This is a genomic window from Corallococcus sicarius, from assembly GCF_003611735.1.
GTDB lineage: Bacteria > Myxococcota > Myxococcia > Myxococcales > Myxococcaceae > Corallococcus > Corallococcus sicarius.
In genome coordinates this window covers 1-16,019 of record NZ_RAWG01000086.1, presented here as the reverse complement: position 1 = coordinate 16,019, position 16,019 = coordinate 1, and the positions used below count along the sequence as shown (strand labels likewise).

General features: G+C 69.7%; 18 protein-coding genes and 1 tRNA gene. 3 read left to right on the top strand and 16 right to left on the bottom strand.

Annotation, left to right across the window (positions count from 1 at the left end):
* Positions 1-27: 27 nt before the first annotated feature.
* Together D7X12_RS15655 and D7X12_RS15650 are read left to right on the top strand one after the other, a co-directional pair.
* A complete protein-coding gene (locus D7X12_RS15655; RefSeq protein WP_120626076.1) occupies positions 28-543 on the top strand; it encodes a redoxin domain-containing protein in 516 nt (171 codons plus the stop codon).
* Entirely contained in the window at positions 540-1,073 is a 534-nt protein-coding gene (locus D7X12_RS15650; RefSeq protein WP_120626075.1) for a DsbA family protein, read from the top strand. Before D7X12_RS15655 ends, D7X12_RS15650 begins: the two co-directional genes overlap by 4 nt.
* Here the strand turns inward: D7X12_RS15650 and D7X12_RS15645 are convergent, their stop codons facing one another.
* Complete coding sequence (locus D7X12_RS15645) at positions 1,074-1,901, bottom strand: mechanosensitive ion channel family protein (RefSeq protein ID WP_120626074.1); 828 nt, start codon at positions 1,899-1,901, stop codon at positions 1,074-1,076.
* A gap of 246 nt (positions 1,902-2,147) precedes the next feature.
* On the opposite strand from D7X12_RS15645, the gene D7X12_RS15640 reads away from it, so the two are divergent.
* Entirely contained in the window at positions 2,148-3,311 is a 1,164-nt protein-coding gene (locus D7X12_RS15640; protein ID WP_120626073.1) for an alpha/beta hydrolase, read from the top strand.
* Between the two features lie 57 nt (positions 3,312-3,368).
* On the opposite strand, the gene D7X12_RS15635 is transcribed toward D7X12_RS15640, so the two are convergent.
* The 15 genes from D7X12_RS15635 to D7X12_RS15565 form a co-directional block, all read right to left on the bottom strand.
* The gene (locus D7X12_RS15635; protein ID WP_147443675.1) at positions 3,369-4,379 is read right to left on the bottom strand and encodes a hypothetical protein; all 1,011 of its coding nucleotides are present in this window, start codon (positions 4,377-4,379) and stop codon (positions 3,369-3,371) included.
* Positions 4,380-4,552: 173 nt separating this feature from the next.
* Positions 4,553-4,626: transfer RNA gene (locus D7X12_RS15630), tRNA-Arg, on the bottom strand.
* Between the two features lie 91 nt (positions 4,627-4,717).
* Positions 4,718-6,001, bottom strand: coding sequence for a hemolysin family protein (locus D7X12_RS15625; RefSeq protein WP_120626071.1), 1,284 nt, complete (start codon positions 5,999-6,001; stop codon positions 4,718-4,720).
* 81 nt (positions 6,002-6,082) lie between these two features.
* On the bottom strand, positions 6,083-6,466 hold the full coding sequence (locus tag D7X12_RS15620) for a response regulator (RefSeq protein ID WP_208719065.1): 384 nt from the start codon (positions 6,464-6,466) through the stop codon (positions 6,083-6,085).
* A gap of 96 nt (positions 6,467-6,562) precedes the next feature.
* Positions 6,563-7,396, bottom strand: a complete 834-nt coding sequence (locus D7X12_RS15615; RefSeq protein WP_244224579.1) for a metallophosphoesterase family protein — start codon at positions 7,394-7,396, stop codon at positions 6,563-6,565.
* Between the two features lie 79 nt (positions 7,397-7,475).
* Positions 7,476-8,663, bottom strand: a complete 1,188-nt coding sequence (locus D7X12_RS15610; RefSeq protein ID WP_120626079.1) for a glycosyltransferase — start codon at positions 8,661-8,663, stop codon at positions 7,476-7,478.
* 109 nt (positions 8,664-8,772) lie between these two features.
* A complete protein-coding gene (phoU, locus tag D7X12_RS15605) occupies positions 8,773-9,459 on the bottom strand; it encodes a phosphate signaling complex protein PhoU (protein ID WP_120626068.1) in 687 nt (228 codons plus the stop codon).
* 26 nt (positions 9,460-9,485) lie between these two features.
* Positions 9,486-10,229 (bottom strand): phosphate ABC transporter ATP-binding protein PstB, encoded by a 744-nt coding sequence (pstB, locus tag D7X12_RS15600; RefSeq protein ID WP_244224578.1) that lies wholly within the window; start codon positions 10,227-10,229, stop codon positions 9,486-9,488.
* A gap of 49 nt (positions 10,230-10,278) precedes the next feature.
* On the bottom strand, positions 10,279-11,190 hold the full coding sequence (gene pstA / locus D7X12_RS15595; protein ID WP_120626066.1) for a phosphate ABC transporter permease PstA: 912 nt from the start codon (positions 11,188-11,190) through the stop codon (positions 10,279-10,281).
* Complete coding sequence (gene pstC / locus D7X12_RS15590) at positions 11,187-12,182, bottom strand: phosphate ABC transporter permease subunit PstC (RefSeq protein ID WP_208719067.1); 996 nt, start codon at positions 12,180-12,182, stop codon at positions 11,187-11,189. The genes pstA and pstC overlap by 4 nt, the downstream gene beginning before the upstream one ends.
* 58 nt (positions 12,183-12,240) lie before the next feature.
* Positions 12,241-13,065, bottom strand: a complete 825-nt coding sequence (locus D7X12_RS15585) for a phosphate ABC transporter substrate-binding protein (protein ID WP_120626065.1) — start codon at positions 13,063-13,065, stop codon at positions 12,241-12,243.
* 104 nt (positions 13,066-13,169) lie between these two features.
* Positions 13,170-13,859: a response regulator gene (locus tag D7X12_RS15580; RefSeq protein WP_120626064.1), complete on the bottom strand. Its 690-nt coding sequence runs from the start codon at positions 13,857-13,859 to the stop codon at positions 13,170-13,172.
* Between the two features lie 110 nt (positions 13,860-13,969).
* On the bottom strand, positions 13,970-14,449 hold the full coding sequence (locus D7X12_RS15575) for a SixA phosphatase family protein (protein WP_120626063.1): 480 nt from the start codon (positions 14,447-14,449) through the stop codon (positions 13,970-13,972).
* A gap of 73 nt (positions 14,450-14,522) precedes the next feature.
* Complete coding sequence (locus tag D7X12_RS15570) at positions 14,523-14,975, bottom strand: DUF1634 domain-containing protein (protein ID WP_120626062.1); 453 nt, start codon at positions 14,973-14,975, stop codon at positions 14,523-14,525.
* Complete coding sequence (locus D7X12_RS15565) at positions 14,972-15,835, bottom strand: sulfite exporter TauE/SafE family protein (RefSeq protein ID WP_120626061.1); 864 nt, start codon at positions 15,833-15,835, stop codon at positions 14,972-14,974. The genes D7X12_RS15570 and D7X12_RS15565 overlap by 4 nt, the downstream gene beginning before the upstream one ends.
* Positions 15,836-16,019 lie beyond the last annotated feature (184 nt).

Genomic DNA, 16,019 nt, shown 5'->3' with positions numbered 1-16,019 from the left:
AGATTCACGGCAGCGAGGTCTTCTTCCATGCCCCCTGTCACGCCGTCCCTGTCCCCTCCATTGCCTTCCGGCACGCGGGCCCCTCCGTTCCAGCTCGCCGCCACACCCGAGCAATCGGTGTCGCTGGCGGACTGCGCGGGGTCGCCCGTGGTGCTCGTCTTCTACCCGGCGGACTTCAGCCCGGTGTGCGGCGACGAGCTGGTCCTCTTCAACGAGCTGCTCCCCGAACTCCAGCGGCACGGCGCGCGGGTGTTCGGCGTGTCGGTGGACAGCGTGTGGTCACACCTGGCGTTCGCGCGCGAGCGCGGGCTGCGCTTCCCGCTGCTCGCGGACTTCCATCCGAAGGGGGAGGTGTCGCGGCGCTACCACGCGTGGCGGGAGTCGGAGGGCGTCTGCGAACGCGCGCTGTACGTGGTGGATGGCGAAGGGAGGATCGCCTGGGGGCACGTATCGCCCCCGGAGGTGAACCCCGGCGTGGACGGCGTGCTGAGCGCACTGGAGGCGCTGTCCGCGCGGACGTCGTCGCGGGAGGCACGGTCATGAGCCGGCTGCGCAGGCCGCCGGGCCCGGGCGACCACTTCGAGGGACCGCGCGACGCTCCCGTCATCCTGGTGGAGTACGGCGACTACCAGTGCCCCTACTGCGGGCAGGCGTATTGGGAGGTGAATCGCCTGCAACAGGCCCTGGGCCCGCGGCTGGGCTTCGTGTTCCGCAACTTCCCGCTGACGCAGGCCCACCCGCTGGCACTGCAGGCCGCGGAAGCCGCCGAGGCCGCCGCCGCGCAGGGCCGCTTCTGGCCGATGCACGACCTGCTCTTCGAGCATCAGGATGCGCTGGAGCGGCCCGTGCTGCTGTCCCACGCGGAGGCGCTGGGGCTGGACCTGGACCGCTTCCGTGAGGACCTGGACTCGCACCGGTTCGAGGAGCGCATCCGGAGCGACTTCCTGGAGGGCGCGCGCACGGGTGTGAATGGCACGCCGACCTTCTTCGCCAACGGCCAGCGGCACGACGGCCCCTTCCACGCGGAGGCGCTGCTGGAAGCGCTCGCGGGAGGGGCCGGCCTCACCCGCTGATCAGCCCACCTTCGCGTACGGCGCGGGCGCGGGCTGGGCCGGGGGAGCGGCGTAGCCCGCGGCCTGGAGCAGCTCCGCGACCGCCTCGCAGACGGCCGCCTGCACCTGACCGAACTGGGTGTGCTTGCAGTGGACACCCACCGCCAGCACGGGGCCCTGGAGGGTGAACTCCACCACCTCCACGGCGGGCGTGGGCTGCTCCTGCACACCGGGCACCACGGCCACGCGCTCCACGAAGGCCCGCATGAGCAGCCGCACGTCCGCCGCGCCGTGCACCAGCGGCACCTTGACGGTCAGCTTGCGGTGGGGATGGTGGCTGTAATTGATGATGTTGCCGCCGAACAACTGGTTGTTGCCCACGGAGATGCGGAGGTTGTCGCCCGTGTCGAGCGTGGTGGCGAAGAGGCCAATCTCCTGCACGACGCCCACGACGCCCGCGGCGGAGATCTCCTCGCCCACGCGGAAGGGGCGCAGCACGAGCAGGAAGACGCCCGCGGCGAAGTTGGCGAGCAGCCCGGCCCACGCGGCGCCAATGGCGATGCCCGCCGCGGCCAGCAGGGCGGCGAAGGAGGTGGTCTCCACCCCCATCAGCCCCAGGATGCCGATCATCAGGAGCAGGGTGAGGGAGCCCGTGAAGAGCGACCCGATGTAGCGGATGAGCGTGGCATCCAGCTGCCGCCGCTGGAGGGCCATGTCCAGCACCTTGCGGAAGCCACCGATGACCGTGCGCCCCAGGAACCAGACGACCAGCGCCCCCACGGCCTTGAGCAGCAGCGGCAGCGCTTCCGTCAGCGCCAGTGACTTCAACTGAACGACAATGGCATCCATTTTCCGTGAACTCCCTTGACCCCGACCGGGGCGCGCGTCGCTTTTGCACGGAGCAGGCCATGGCAGGCAAGCCCCCGGCCCTGAAGGGCAGTCCCTGAAGGAGGGAGGGCGCACACCGGCCCCCTCGCCGTGTCAGTCCGGGGCCTGACGCGCCACCGGGCCCCCTGACGCGTCAATGGGGGCGGGTGGCGTCCCGTCAGGGAGCCCTTGCGTGAAGCGCGGTGCTGAGCGAGACCGGGGGCCTCCATGCGCCTGTTCTCCCTCCCGGTCCTGATGATGTTGAGCGCCTGCACCGCCTCCCGCGTCCCGGTGCCTCCGCCCACGGGCGAGGAGGTGACCGTGTTCGTCCACGGCTACCGGGGCTCGTTCCTCACCACGGCGGACGCGGAGCAGGAGCGGGCCTGGGTGTCGGTGGGCGACGTGCTGTCGCGCGGGGAGCGCTCGCTGGCGCTGCCGTTTCCCGGGCAGCAGGCGGCACCGCGTTACGGAGCGCTCACGTCCGACGGGCCGGTGACGCGCTTCACGGTGCTGCCGTGGGTGGCGCGCTACGACGTCTACAAGGGCTTCCTGGACTTCGGGCGCGAGCACCTGCCGGGCTTCGTCGTGTTCGACTACGACTGGCGCCAGGACAACCGCGAGAGCGCGAAGCGGCTGTGCGCGCTGTTGGACGAACTCGCCGCGGCCCGGGGCGGCAAGGTGAAGGTGAACCTGGTGGCGCACAGCATGGGCGGGCTCATCACGCTGCACTGCCTGCGCTACGGCACCGGGGACGACACGGGCGAGCCCACGTGGGCGGGCGCGCGGCACGTGAAGCGCGTGGCGTTCCTGGGCACGCCCTTCCGTGGAGCGCCGGGCATGTTCGACGACTTCACGCTGGGCACGCCGGTGGGGCGCAACCGGGCGCTGCTGTCACCGGAGGCGCTGTTCACCTTCGCCTCCGCGTTCCAGCTGCTCCCCGCGCAGAGCGACTTCTTCGTGGACGCGAGCGGCCAGCCGGTGGACTTCGACGCGTACGCGCCGGGAGCGTGGGTCGAAGGAGGGTGGGGCGTGTTCCAGGACGCGGGCCTGCGCACGGCGCCCGCGTACCGTGAGCAGCTGGAGCGCATGCTGGCCGCGCGGGCCGGCTTCGCGCTGACGCTCGCCGGGAAGGACGGGCCACCGCCGCCCTTCCGCACCCTGGCGGTGGTGGGCGTGGGACAGCCGCTGATCAAATCCTTCCGGATCATCAAGGGCCAGCCCACGTTCGAGGATCCCATCCTCGCGGATGGTGACGGCTCGGTGCTCGCGACCCGGGCGATGCCGCCGGAGCCCCTCCACGTGGACCGGCTGGAGACGAAGGCGGACCACGTGGGGATGATGGGCGACGAGGAGGTCCAGGCGGCCCTCGCGCGGTTCCTCACCGGCGACTGACGTCGGTCTCCCGGTGTCGTCCATCGCGGACAGAGGCCCGGTAGGGCGCGTGGCGGCCTACGCCTTCTTCGCCCACGGGATGTGCTGCGGCGGATAGAGGCGCACCTCTCCGGGCTGGGAGAAGCACTGGGCCCACGGACCGGCGAGCTTGCCCGCCATCGCCACCGTCGTCTCGACGTCGATGTCGTCCAGTTCGGCGGCCTCGTCCCTGGACGGCTTCGCCGCCTTCACCTTCGAGAGACTCGTCCTGCCGCCGTTCGCATCCGCGAAGAAGCCGTCGCTGAGGAAGATGTAGCCGTCCTTCGAGGCCACGGTGTTTTCCGCGATGACGCCCATGACTCCGCACCCGGTGACAACCTGCAGCTGGGGCTTCCAGTCGCCCCTGGCCGTGGGCGAGAGCTGCAGGCGCCCCCCCAGGTGGTCGGCGCAGATCTCCACGGCGAAACGCACGCCTGCCATGTCGAAGATGCTGCGGCCGTCGAAACCCCACTTTTGAAGCTCTGCTCCGTCGCCGCGGTTGGTCGCGTTGAGGAACTGCTCGGCCGTCTTCACCCCGACAGCTCCGTCGAAGGTCAGCGTCCCCACAGGGCTGTCGTGCTTGAGCTGCGAGAGGCGCAGGAGATCCCCCTCGAGCAGGTTCTCCTTGGCGATCACGCGTGTGCCCTCGACCCCCGCGCCACCTTGTTGAACCACCGCGACGTTGAGGATCTCCTGGCCCCCTGATTCGTTCTGGAAGGTGGCGATGACGGTGCCGAAGACGAAGACCCAGTGCTTCCAGTCGTCCCCGCTCGCCCAGGCACGCAGGCCCGTCAGCACGGTCTGATAGGTGTCCAGATCGTAGGCGCCCGTGTGGCTCCGAAAGAAGAACTCCGGCGCCACGAAGACCTTCAGGCAGTAGCTGCTGGTGTTCGCCCTGACACGGGCCGCTTTGGCCGCCGCCTCCATCACCGAGCAGCGTGTGGTCACGTCGTGCGCGGCGTTCGCCATCGCCCGGTATCGCCCCGTGGCGTAGCCGGGCTTCGTATCCAGCGAGTACGCGATGAACTGTACGTTTTGATACCAGAACACGTGCACCCCGGGGCCAAGCGCCTGACCCGGAAGTCTCCCAGATCCTTCGGCTCCCTGCCGGGGCGGACGGGAAGCCTGTCGAGGGGGAGGGCCGGTGCGGGCAAGCAGCCCCTGAAACGACAGAAGGCCCGGAATCAGTGGGTTTCCCCAATGATTCCGGGCCTTTGTCTCTGCGCGCGATGCAGGATTCGAACCTGCGGCCTTTGGCTCCGGAGGCCAACGCTCTATCCAGCTGAGCTAATCGCGCAGGACTGACTTCCGGTGTGGGAGGAGTAACCGAAGTCCCAGAACGACGCAAGCACGCAATCCACGGTCGCCGGGGGAGCGTTGCATGGCCGTCAGGCCACCGGCTGCACGGGTTGCGCCGGCAGGTGGAAGCGCACCTCGCGCACCCGGCGCGGCGACGCCTCCATCACCTCCAGCACCGTCCCATTCGTCATGGACAGCTTCGCCCCCGGCTCCGGGATGGCGCCGCCCGCCAGCGCGATGCACAGGCCGGCGACGGTGGAGTAGTCCTCGCTCTCCTCCAGCTCCAGGCCCAGCGCGCGGTTCACCTCGCGCAGGCTCGCCTCGCCCTGCACCACGGCGAGGGTGGGGCTCTCGCGCCGCACGAGCTCCTCGGGCATCTCCGACTCGCTGAGGATCTCCCCCACCAGCTCCTCCACCAGGTCCTCCACCGTCACCAGCCCCACCACGCCGCCGTGCTCGTCCACCACCACCGCCAGCTGCATGCGCCGGCGCTGCATCTCCTTCATCGCCCCGATGGCGCGCATGGACTCCACCAGGAACAGCGGCGGGCGCAGCACGTCCTCCAGCACGATGAGGTGCCCCTCCCAGGCCACCCCCAACAGGTCCTTGGCCACGATGTAGCCGACCACGTTGTCCAGCGTGCCCTCGTACACCGGCATCCGCGAGTGCCCGTGCTCCAGCAGCACCTGGCGGATCTCCTCGGAGCTGGCGTGCCGCCGGAGCGCGACGACGTGCTCGCGCGTCACCATCACCTCACCCAGCGTCAGGTCTCCCAGCTCGAAGGCCCGCGACGCAATCTCCCCCGCGCGCGGATCCAACGTGCCCTGCTTGGAGGCCTCCTCCACCAGCTGCTGCAATTCGTCCGGCGACAGCCGCGACTCGGTGAAGTTCGTCCTGTCCCCGAAGAGCTTCAGCACGACGTTGGAGCTGGCCGTGAGGAACCACACCAGCGGCCGCATCACCCACGCCACGGCCTTGAGCGGACGTCCCAGCGTGAGCGCGTACTGCTCCGAATAGCGCAGCGCCAGCGACTTGGGCACCAGCTCCCCCAGCACCAGCGACAGGTACGAGACGAGCGCCACCACCAGTCCCAGGGACACCTGCTGCGCCGTCACCTCCGGCACGCCCATGCCCACCAGCACGCCGCCCAGTCGCTGCGCGATGCTCGCGCCGCCGAAGGCCGCTGCGGTGGCGCCAATCACCGTGATGCCAATCTGCACCGTGGCGAGCAGCCGCTCCGGATCATCCCGCAGCGCGGACACCGCCTGGGCGGACCTGCTGCCCTGCTCCAGCAGCTCCTTCAGCCGCGTCTTGCGCACCGACAGCAGTCCCAGCTCGGCGCCCGCGAAGACGCCGTTGGCCAGGACCAGCAGCAGGATGATGATGAGCTCCGTGACGATGGCGGACCTCCTGGCTGGTTCCGCCCGGACCCGCGGCGGAAGACGCCTGCAGTCCTACACCCCCAGGGACTGTAGGAGGAGCGACAATTGGTCGCGGCTTGCTCCCTTGGGCAGGTAGTAGTGGGGACCTGACAGGAGGGCGCTGCCCACATCCTGGGCCGCCGCCGACGTGAGGAAGACGATGCGCGGATTGGTTGACACCCGCGGCAGCTTCTCCACCACCTCCAGGCCGCTCATCCCCGGCATGTTCAGGTCCAGCAACATGACCCCGAAGCGCTCCCCTCGCTTGAGCGAGTCCAGCGCCTCCTGGCCATCCGCCGCTTCGGTGGTCTCATAGCCGAGGTCCTCCAGGCTCACCCGGAGAAACTCCCGCCAGTCCGCGTCGTCATCCACGACCAGGACCTTCCGAGCTCCGTCACTCACCGCGAGTCGCCCCAAGCATCCTCCCTGACCTGAGGACAACCTCTCGGGGCCCCACCGGCATTCGCGACACTTCCGCCCTGGATCCCATCCCAGCAGGCAGGCAGCCAGGCGCTAGAACAGCGCCATGCCCAGCTGGCCCACCAGATATTGAAGCGCGGGCCTCACGTTGTGGACCGCGGTGCGCGGCTTCGCCGGCTCCGACGCCTGGCACCACGCCGGCTCGCCCACCAGCCGACCCGCCGTGTGACTGAAGACGCGGAAGCGTCCCAGGTCCGTGCTGCTGCCGGAGTTGAAGACGCGCAGGGCGCGCTCCCCGGGCTGCCCCAAATCCAACTCATGCGGGACGTGCCGGTGGCCATGCAGCACCAGGTCGCACTTGCCGCCCACGCGCTCCAGCAGCGTCTTGCCCAGCGCCAGCTCCGACGCGTGCGGCAGGCCCACCTTCGTCGCGATCCACTCCGGGAAGCTCTCCAGCGGCAGGGGCAGCACGTGGTGGTGCAGGAGCACCGCGACGAGCACGTCGGAGGGCGCGGCGGACAGGGCCTGCTCCACCTGCGTCACGACGTCGTCCGTCAATTCGCCATGGCTGGAGAAGTAGTTCCGGTTGTGCTCACCGGTGGAATCCACGCAGACCATGAAGAGGCCTGCCTTCTCCACGGTGTGCACCTTGCGACCCTCCATGAACTGGCTGCCCACGTCCTCTCCAGGACGGTCGTGGTTGCCGGGGATGAAGGTGAGGCGCCCGGTCTCCATCCAGGGCGCGAAGTGTTCACGGAAGCGCTGGAACTCGGCGTTGGCTCCGCGGTGCGTGAGGTCTCCCGTCACCACCACGTGATCAACATCCTGGGCCACCAGGGCCTTCACCAGTGAGGACGCCGCGGCGTCGCTCTCGCGGCTCATGTCCAGATGGAGATCCGAAAGATGGGCCAGCTTCAGGAAGGGCATGATCAAGGAAATAGGCATCGCGTGAAGGGGTGGCGAGGGTCCGCGCACGAACGTTCACCAAAAGTTGGGCTTCAAGCGTTCAACCTGCCTCGTTGCCGGTGATCCACGCCTCCGCGGCCTCCCTGCGGGGCCGCAACGGCACCAGCCGTGTCCCTGACACCACGCGCAACCGCGTGCCGCGCCAGTCCACCGTGCGCCGGAACGCGCCGTGCCACCACGCCGCGAACAGCAGGGCATCCTTCACCAGCACCGCCACCGCGGCCCGCGCACCCACCGGCTGGGGCCGCAGCGCGCGGAACACCGCCACGTCCACGCACACCTTGCCCAGGGCCACCGTCAGCGCCGCGAACGCCGTCAAGGCCGACGGGTGCAGGAGGACCCCCAACACCGCGAGTGGCACCGGGTTGAGCAGCGCCTGCGCCAGGTACGTCGAGGGCGATACCGCTGTGCGGTGGATGACGCTCCAGCGCAGGTAGCGCTGGAAGAAGGCGTCCACGCTCTTGCGCAGGGACACGTTGAAGACGGGAGCGCGCGCAAGGCACACGCGCTTGCCCAGCTTGCGCGTCACCCACTGACCGATGACGTAGTCCTCCGCGAGCACGTCCTTCACGGAGAAGAAGCCGCCCAGCGACTCCACGTCCTCGCGCCGCAGCGCCATGGACTTGCCCACGACGATGTCCCGGTCCGCCAGGTGCTTCGCGGCGATCATCCCCGCCGCCGCGCTGGAGGACAGGTGCAGGTTGTCCAGGAGCGAGCCGAACGTCTGTTCCCCCAGGCCCGCCACCGGGTGCGTCACGCAGCCCACCGTGGGGTCCTCGAACGCGGCGGCGATCTCCTCCAGGTAGCCTTCGCCCACGCGGGTGTTGCTGTCGCTCACCACCCACAAGTCATGCCGGGCCTCGGACGACAGCGTCACCAGCTGGTTCACCTTCGGGTTGAGGCCGGGCTCGCCCACCTGGAGCACCGCGCGCATGACGTGGGGCCACTTCGCCTGGGCCGCCTTCGCCACCGCCCAGGCCGGGTCGCTTGCGTCCTTCACGCCCAGGAGGACTTCGTAGTGGGGGTAGCCCAGGTGCGCGAACTGCTCCAGGTTCGCCTCCAGGTCGTCGTCCACGCCGCACAGCGGCTTGAGGATGGACAGGCCCGGTCGCGAGGTGGGGACCGCCGGAGGCTCGCGGCGGTGGCGGCGCACGAACAGCGCCTGGAGGACCAGGGCCAGGAGGCCTACGACGGACGCGGCCAGGAGGAGGCTGGAGGCGATGAGCATGTCGCCACCGTACGGGAGGCCCATGGCGGGACCGGGGCGGCGACACGGCGGGCCGGCCAACTCGCCGTGACACCGCCGTGAAGCGGGCCGCGCCTGCTCAGCGGCGCGCCTACTCTGAGATGTCGCGGCTCTTCGGGTGGCGCACGTCCTTGCCGCGCACCATGTAGATGACCATCTCCGCGACGTTGAGGGCGTGGTCGCCCACGCGCTCCAGGTGCTTCGCGATGAACATCAACGCCGTGGCGCGGCGGATGTTGCGCGAGTCCTCCATCATGTAGGCCAGGAGTTCGTTGAAGATCTTCAGGAAGAGGGCATCCAGCAGGTCGTCCCCCTTGAGGACCTCCTCCGCCTTCGCGGCGTCGCCGGACACGAACGCGTCCAGCGCCTTCTTCACCTGCTGCTGCGCCAGGTCCGCCAGCTTCGGCGTGTCCACGTAGGGTGCCAGGGGCGGCACCTGGTTCAGGTCCATGGCGCGCTCGGCGATGTTCACCGCCAGGTCGCCAATGCGCTCCAGGTCGGTGACGATCTTCAGCGCCGTGGTGATGAGGCGCAGGTCGCTGGCGGCCGGCTGGCGCAGGGCGAGGATGCGGCGGCACAGGTCGTCGATGTCGACCTCCAGCCGGTTCACCTCGCGGTCGGCGCCCACCACCTTCTCCGCCAGGGCCGAGTCCCGGTCGGTGAGGGCGCGCACGCTCTGCGCGACGAGGGCCTCCACCTTGGCCCCCATGGCGAGCAGCTTCTCGCGCAGGTTGCGCAGGTCCTGCTCGAATGCCTTGTCGGTGTGCGTGGCTGCCATGTCGTTGCCTTCCGTCCCGCCGGCTCTCAGCCGAACTTCCCGGTGACGTAGTCCTCGGTGCGCTTCTCGCGGGGGTTGGTGAAGATCTGCTCCGTGGGACCGCACTCCACCAATTCGCCCATGTAGAAGAAAGCGGTCTGGTCACTCACCCGCGCGGCCTGCTGCATGTTGTGGGTGACGATGGCGATGGTGTACGTGGACTTGAGCTCGTGGATGAGCTCTTCAATCTTGGCCGTGGCGATGGGGTCCAGGGCCGACGCGGGCTCGTCCATCAGCAGCACCTCCGGCTCCACGGCGAGCGCGCGCGCGATGCACAGGCGCTGCTGCTGGCCGCCGGACAGCCCCAGGGCGCTCTCGTCCAGCCGGTCCTTCACCTCGTCCCACAGCGCCGCGCCGCGCAGGGACTTCTCCACGCGCGCCTGGAGCTTCGCCTTGTCCTTGAGGCCGCCCACGCGCAGGCCATAGGCGACGTTCTCGAAGATGGACTTGGGGAACGGGTTGGACTTCTGGAAGACCATGCCCACGCGGCGGCGCAGGTCCACCACGTCCAGGGCGCGGTCATGGATGCTGCGGCCGTCCAGGTACACGCTGCCTTCGTGGCTCGCGCCTGAAATCAAATCGTTCATCCGGTTGAGCGAGCGCAGGAAGGTGGACTTGCCGCAGCCGGACGGGCCGATGAGCGCGGTGACCCTGTGCTCGGGGATGCCCAGGCTCACCTGGTGGATGGCCACCTTGCTGCCGTAGCGCAGGGTGAGCTCCCGGGACTCCATCTTGTTGCGCGGGGTGGCGGAGGTAGGGGGCATGGATGCAGGGGTGACGTCAGTGGCCGCTCGCGGCCTTGCGGCGCGTGCGCGTGCGGATGAGGACCGCGACGAGGTTCAGGGTGAAGGTCAGGAGCAGCAGCACCATCACCGTCGCGTACAAGAGCGGCCGGGTGGCCTCCACGTCCGGCGACTGCGTGGCCAGCACGTACGTGTGGTAGCCCAGGTGCATGAACTGCGAGTTGAGGCTCGTGGGCAGGTCCGGCAGGAAGTACGCCGCGCCGGTGAAGAGGATGGGCGCCACCTCGCCCGCGCCCCGGGAGATGGCCAGCACCGCGCCGGTGAGGATGCCCGGCAGCGCGCCCGGCAGCACCACCCGCGCCAGCGTCTGGGACTGGGTGGCCCCCAGCGCGAGGCTCGCGGTGCGGTGATCCAACGGCACGGCGCGCAGCGCCTCCTCCGTGGACACGATGACGACGGGCAGCGTGAGCACCGCCAGCGTGAGCGACGCCCAGAGGATGCCCGGCTGGGCCCAGTGCAGCTCCTCGTAGCCCAGCGCGCGGTCCATGCCCTTGCCCACGAAGAGGATGAAGAAGCCCAGGCCGAAGAGGCCGAAGACGATGGAGGGCACGCCCGCCAGGTTCGCCACCGCCACGCGCACCAGGCGGGCCATGCGGCCGTTGGGCGGCGCGTACTCGTGCAGGTACACCGCCGTCAGCACGCCCACCGGCATCACCGCCACCGTCATCAGGAGCGTGAGCGCGGCGGTGCCGAAGAGGGCGGGGAAGATGCCGCCGCCCATCATCCCGTCGGTGGGGGCCTGGGTGAGGAACTCCCAGGACAGGTGGCTTGCGCCGCCCTTCACCACATCCAGGAGGATGAGGGCGAGCATCGCCACGATGACGAACGCGGCCAGCCCCGTGAGCGACACGAGCGACAGGCCCACCACACGGCGCGTGGCGTGCTTCACCCGGCACCTCCCTTGAGTCGCTGGATGACCTTCTTCGTCCAGACGCTGGCGAGCATGTTGAGCACGAAGGTGAAGATGAACAGCTCCACGCCGATGAAGAAGAGCAGCGCGTAGTGGGGGCTGCCCACCACCACCTCGCCCATCTCCGCGGCGATGGTGGCCGACAGCGAGCGCACGGAGTCGCCCAGGTTTCCGGACGTGATGGCCGCGTTGCCGGAGGCCATCAGGACGATCATCGTCTCACCGATGGCGCGCCCGAAGCCCAGCACGCACGCGGCGAGGATGCCGGGCGCCGCGGCCGGGAGCACCACCTTCCACGCCGTCTCCCAGGGCGTGGCACCCAGCGCCAGGGACGCCTCGCGGTAGCTGCGCGGCACGGCGGTGAGCGCGTCCTCCGTCACCGTGAAGATGACCGGCACGATGGCCAGCGCCAGCCCCAGGCCCGCCACCACCGCGTTGAGGCGGGACGTGAAGCCGAAGGTGTCCTGGAGGAAGGTGGCCAGCACCATCAGGGCGAAGAAGCCCAGCACCACGGACGGGATGCCGGCGAGCATTTCGATGGTGGGCTTGAGGATTTCGCGCAGGCGCCGGGGGGCGAACTCCGCGGCGAACAGCGCGCCGAAGATGCCCAGCGGCACCGCCACCAGCATGGACACCGCCGTCGTCTTCAGCGTGCCGATGAAGAGCGGAATCATGCTGACCTTGGGCACGCCCGACACGGGCTGCCACACGTAGGCCAGCGGCTTTCCCTTCCGCACCAACTGCGGCAGGAACATCTTGGAGAAGCTCGCCTCCTCGCGGGCGGCCGCGTCGGTGATGAGCGACAGGGCCTCCTTCGCCACGAAGACGAGGATGAGCACCAGCGCGGCGATGCCCGTGAAGGCCACCGCCGTGATGACGCCGGCGATGACCTTCTCCTTCAGCTGCCGTCGCCGGGCCGCGGGCGACAGCATGGGCAGCGCCACCGGGGGCGCGAGGTCCTGCTCCTGCATGACGGCCTGTCTATCCAACATGGAGCGCTCGTGCCGGGTGACAATCGTGTGACGGCGACTACTTCACAGGGAAGTAGCCGACCTGGGTGACGATGGCCTGGCCTTCGGCGGACAGCGCGAAGTCGATGAAGGCCTTCACATCGCCAGCGGGCTTGTTGCGCAGGTAGAAGAAGAGGTCGCGCGACAGCGGGTACTTGCCGCTCTTCACGTTCTGCGCCGAGGCGGCGAAGGCCTCGTTGCCCTTCTTCACCTTCAGCTCCTTGATGCCCTTGGCGAACGCGGCGCCTCCGTAGCCGATGCCGTTCTTCTCCTTGGCCACCGCGTTGACGACGGCGGCGGTGCCCGGGAGCGTCTGGGCCGCGGAGGCGAAGTCATCCCCGCCCAGCACGACGTCCTTCACGAACACGTAGGTGCCGGAGGAGTTCTCGCGCGAGTACAGGACGATGGGGGCCTCCGCGCCGCCCACGTCCTTCCACGACGTGGTGTCGCCCAGGTAGATGTCCCGCAGCTGCTCCACCGTGAGCGCGTCCAGCTTGTTCGACTCGTGCACGTAGAAGGTGACGCCGTCCTTCGCCACGGACAGCTGGGTGGGCGGGGCCTTGTACTGGGTGCGCAGCTTCTCTTCTTCCGCCGGCTTCATCTCGCGGCTGGACATGGCGATGTCGGTGGTCCCGTTCTGCAGGGCCGCCAGGCCCGTGCCGGAGCCGCCGCCCGTCACCTGGATCTTCATGGACGGGTTCTTCTTCATGAACGCCTCGGCCCAGCGCTGGGCGAGGATGACCATGGTGTCCGAGCCCTTCACCGTCACGGTGCCCGCCTGGGCGGCGAGCGGGAGCACGGTGAGGCCGAAAGCAACGAGGCTGCTGAGCAGGGTCTTCTTCATGGGTGACTCCTCGAAAGGGCGGACAGGGAGCCCTTGGAAGGATCTATGGCCCCCATGTGGCTGTTTGACGGCCCTTGCGTGACAAATGGGTAACGGAAGGGGAGCTATCCGGCGGCGGGGTCCACGATGCGGTAGCCCACGCCTCGCACCGTCTCCAGGAGGGCGCGCGCGCTGCCCAGCTTGTCGCGCAGGCGCATGACGTGCGTGTCGATGGTGCGCGTCTCCAGCGCGCTGGACAGGCCCCACACCTCTTCCAGCAACTGCTCGCGCGTCTGCACCCGGCCCAGCCGCGCCATCAGGTGCTCCATCAGGCGGAACTCCAGCGCGGTGAGGGACGTCTCCTGGCCTTCCACGTAGAAGCGGTGCGCGGTGACGTCCAGGCGCAGCGGGCCCAGCGCCAGGGGCGGCAGGCTGTCCTTGGGCGCGGAGGAGCGGCGGAGGATGGCCTTGAGGCGCAGCACCAGCTCGCGCACGGAGAAGGGCTTGACGACGTAGTCGTCCGCGCCCACCTCGAAGCCGCGGATGCGGTCCGCCTCCTCGCTCTTGGCCGTGAGCATGACGATGAGCACGTCACGCAGCTGGGAGTTCGCGCGCAGGTGGCGGCAGACCTCGATGCCGGACAGGTCCGGCAGCATCAGGTCCAGCAGCACCACATCCGGGGACTGCTCGCGCGCGGCCTCGAGCGCCGCCTCCCCGGTGAAGGCCAGGCGCGTGGAGAAGCCGGCGCCGCGCAGGTTGAAGTCGATGAGTTCGGCGAGGTCGCGCTCGTCGTCGACGATGAGAACGTGGGACATGACGACGCGTACTGTGCGCTCCTCCCTTCGCGGTGACGTGACGCGCCTGCAACAACTGCGTCACGTCCGTCACGCGCGGGCCCCACGGCAGGGCCCCCTCTTCCACACCTCTACGGGCGCCGCAGGGACCGTCCCGGCGCGGCCATCCATTGCAGGGTGAAGTCACGTCCCTGAAGCCGCAGGGCGACCGCGCACCCCTTGCGCAGCTTGTCCGGCAGCGCCTGTCCCAGCGCATGCGCGGCGGCGCGCTCCAGGGACGGATTGTGTCCCACCAGCGCCCAGCCCGGGCCCACGTCGCGCGCCAGCCGCAGCACCCGGCGGGCCGCGCCCTTCATGGGCACGAGGGCGGGGTGGACCTCCACGTGGGACAGGCAGAGGGCCTCCGCGAGCAGCTCCGCGGTCTGCACCGCGCGCACCAGGGGGCTGGTGATGATGCCCATGAGCGGGGTGAGCCGGGCGAGCTTGCGCGCGTGCTGGCGGAAGGCGGCGCGGCCCTGCGAGGTGAGGGCGCGGGCCTCATCCCCCAGGACGTGGGAGTCCTCCGCCACGGCGTGGCGCACGAACAGCAGGGGCAGTTCCTGGTCGGCCATGGGGGACGCCTTGTAGGGCGTTGCCTCCGCGCCCGTCTGTGACGAATGCGCGAACCACCCGGGGCTGCGTCCACTACTCCACGCCGCCCAGGAGGAACGCGAGCAGCAGCAGGGCGAGCACGCCGGTGGTGATGGCGGCGTAGGTGCGGTCCTTCTGCGCGCGGAAGATGCCCAGCGACAGGGCCACGCGCAGCACGGGCACGGTGATCATCACCAGCAGGCCCGCCATGACGAAGGACTGCCCGCGCACGGCGAGGACGCCCTCGAAGACGTCCGACAGCCGGTGGGGCGCGGAGTCCGGTGAAGTGAGGCGCTGGAGCGCGTCCGGCGACGAGAAGTAGTCCGGGTGCCGGAAGAAGGTCATCACCATGCCGCAGGTGACGAGCGACATGCTCAAGAGGACGCCGCCGCGCAGGAGCTGGCTGAGGAGCAGCTCCAGCGTGAGGGGGACCGTCTCCGGATGGGGGTGGACCGCGGTGGTGGCGGTATCCGGCGGAGGAGGGAATCCGGGGGCCTGGAGGCTCATCCGCGGAGCCCCTTGGACAGCATCTCGAAGGACACCCACAGGAGGACGGCGACGAAGAGCATGCGCAGCGAGCCGCTCTTGAGCTTCGTCAGGTAGCGCGAGCCCGCGAACGCGCCCATCGTGACGCCCAGGCACACGGGCCCGGCGATGAACGGGTCGATGTCGCCGCGCGCGAAGTAGATGCCCGCGCTGGCCGCCGCCGTCACGCCAATCATGAAGTTGCTGGTGGCGGTGGACACCTTGATGGGCAGCCCCATGGCCAGGTCCATGGCGGGCACCTTCAGCGCACCGGATCCGATGCCCAAGAGGCCACTCACCGCGCCCGCGACGTACATGAGGCCCAGGCCGGCGAGCGGCCGGTGCACGCGGTATGCGACCTCGCGCTCGGTGGAGGCGTCGTAGTAGCTGCCGTGCAGGGCCAGCCGGTCCGCGAGCGCATCCGGGGGAGGCTCCTCGCGAGGCTCCCCGTCGTCGCGCAGCTTGCGCAGCATCGCGAGCGCCGAGTACGCCATCACCGCGCCGAAGAGGAAGTACAGCGCGCGTCCGCCCACCAGGCCCGCGAGCATCGCGCCCGTCACGGCCCCGGCCACGGTGGCCAGCTCGAGGAACATCGCCACCCGCAGGTTGGCCAGGCCGTCCCGCACGTAGGCCGCCGCCGCGCCACTGGAGGTGGCGATGACGGACACGATGGACGCCCCCACCGCGTAGCGGATGTCCACCTTGAGCACGAGCGTGAGGACGGGGATGAGGATGAGGCCGCCGCCCAGGCCCAACAGCGACCCCAGCAGGCCCGCACCCATGGAGACCAGCAATACGATGGCGACGAAGTTGAACGGAGTGGCGTCCAAGGCGGCGGCCATCTTCCTCCCGCGCCCCCCGCATGCAAGCCGGTTCACTCGGAGCCCGCCTGTCTGGTTGCCGCCCGCTCCTGGAGGGGCGGGTCATCAGCGCTCCGGGACCGGCCTCGCGTCGGGTGGCAGCGGGAGGGTCCCGCCCCGGGAGGGGTTCCCCCCGGTGGGCGCCTCCGTGGGCGTCGCTGGGTCG

Excerpts from the sequence above, each read along its gene's own strand:
- D7X12_RS15565 (WP_120626061.1), bottom strand. The coding sequence starts at position 15,835 with ATGGCCGCCGCCTTGGACGCCACTCCGTTCAACTTCGTCGCCATCGTA.
- D7X12_RS15585 (WP_120626065.1), bottom strand. The coding sequence starts at position 13,065 with ATGAAGAAGACCCTGCTCAGCAGCCTCGTTGCTTTCGGCCTCACCGTG.
- D7X12_RS15645 (WP_120626074.1), bottom strand. The coding sequence starts at position 1,901 with ATGGATGCCATTGTCGTTCAGTTGAAGTCACTGGCGCTGACGGAAGCG.
- D7X12_RS15640 (WP_120626073.1), top strand. The coding sequence starts at position 2,148 with ATGCGCCTGTTCTCCCTCCCGGTCCTGATGATGTTGAGCGCCTGCACC.
- D7X12_RS15570 (WP_120626062.1), bottom strand. The coding sequence starts at position 14,975 with ATGAGCCTCCAGGCCCCCGGATTCCCTCCTCCGCCGGATACCGCCACC.
- phoU (WP_120626068.1), bottom strand. The coding sequence starts at position 9,459 with ATGGCAGCCACGCACACCGACAAGGCATTCGAGCAGGACCTGCGCAAC.
- D7X12_RS15615 (WP_244224579.1), bottom strand. The coding sequence starts at position 7,396 with ATGCCCTTCCTGAAGCTGGCCCATCTTTCGGATCTCCATCTGGACATG.
- D7X12_RS15580 (WP_120626064.1), bottom strand. The coding sequence starts at position 13,859 with ATGTCCCACGTTCTCATCGTCGACGACGAGCGCGACCTCGCCGAACTC.
- D7X12_RS15575 (WP_120626063.1), bottom strand. The coding sequence starts at position 14,449 with ATGGCCGACCAGGAACTGCCCCTGCTGTTCGTGCGCCACGCCGTGGCG.
- pstB (WP_244224578.1), bottom strand. The coding sequence starts at position 10,229 with ATGGAGTCCCGGGAGCTCACCCTGCGCTACGGCAGCAAGGTGGCCATC.
- D7X12_RS15650 (WP_120626075.1), top strand. The coding sequence starts at position 540 with ATGAGCCGGCTGCGCAGGCCGCCGGGCCCGGGCGACCACTTCGAGGGA.
- pstC (WP_208719067.1), bottom strand. The coding sequence starts at position 12,182 with ATGCAGGAGCAGGACCTCGCGCCCCCGGTGGCGCTGCCCATGCTGTCG.
- D7X12_RS15655 (WP_120626076.1), top strand. The coding sequence starts at position 28 with ATGCCCCCTGTCACGCCGTCCCTGTCCCCTCCATTGCCTTCCGGCACG.
- D7X12_RS15610 (WP_120626079.1), bottom strand. The coding sequence starts at position 8,663 with ATGCTCATCGCCTCCAGCCTCCTCCTGGCCGCGTCCGTCGTAGGCCTC.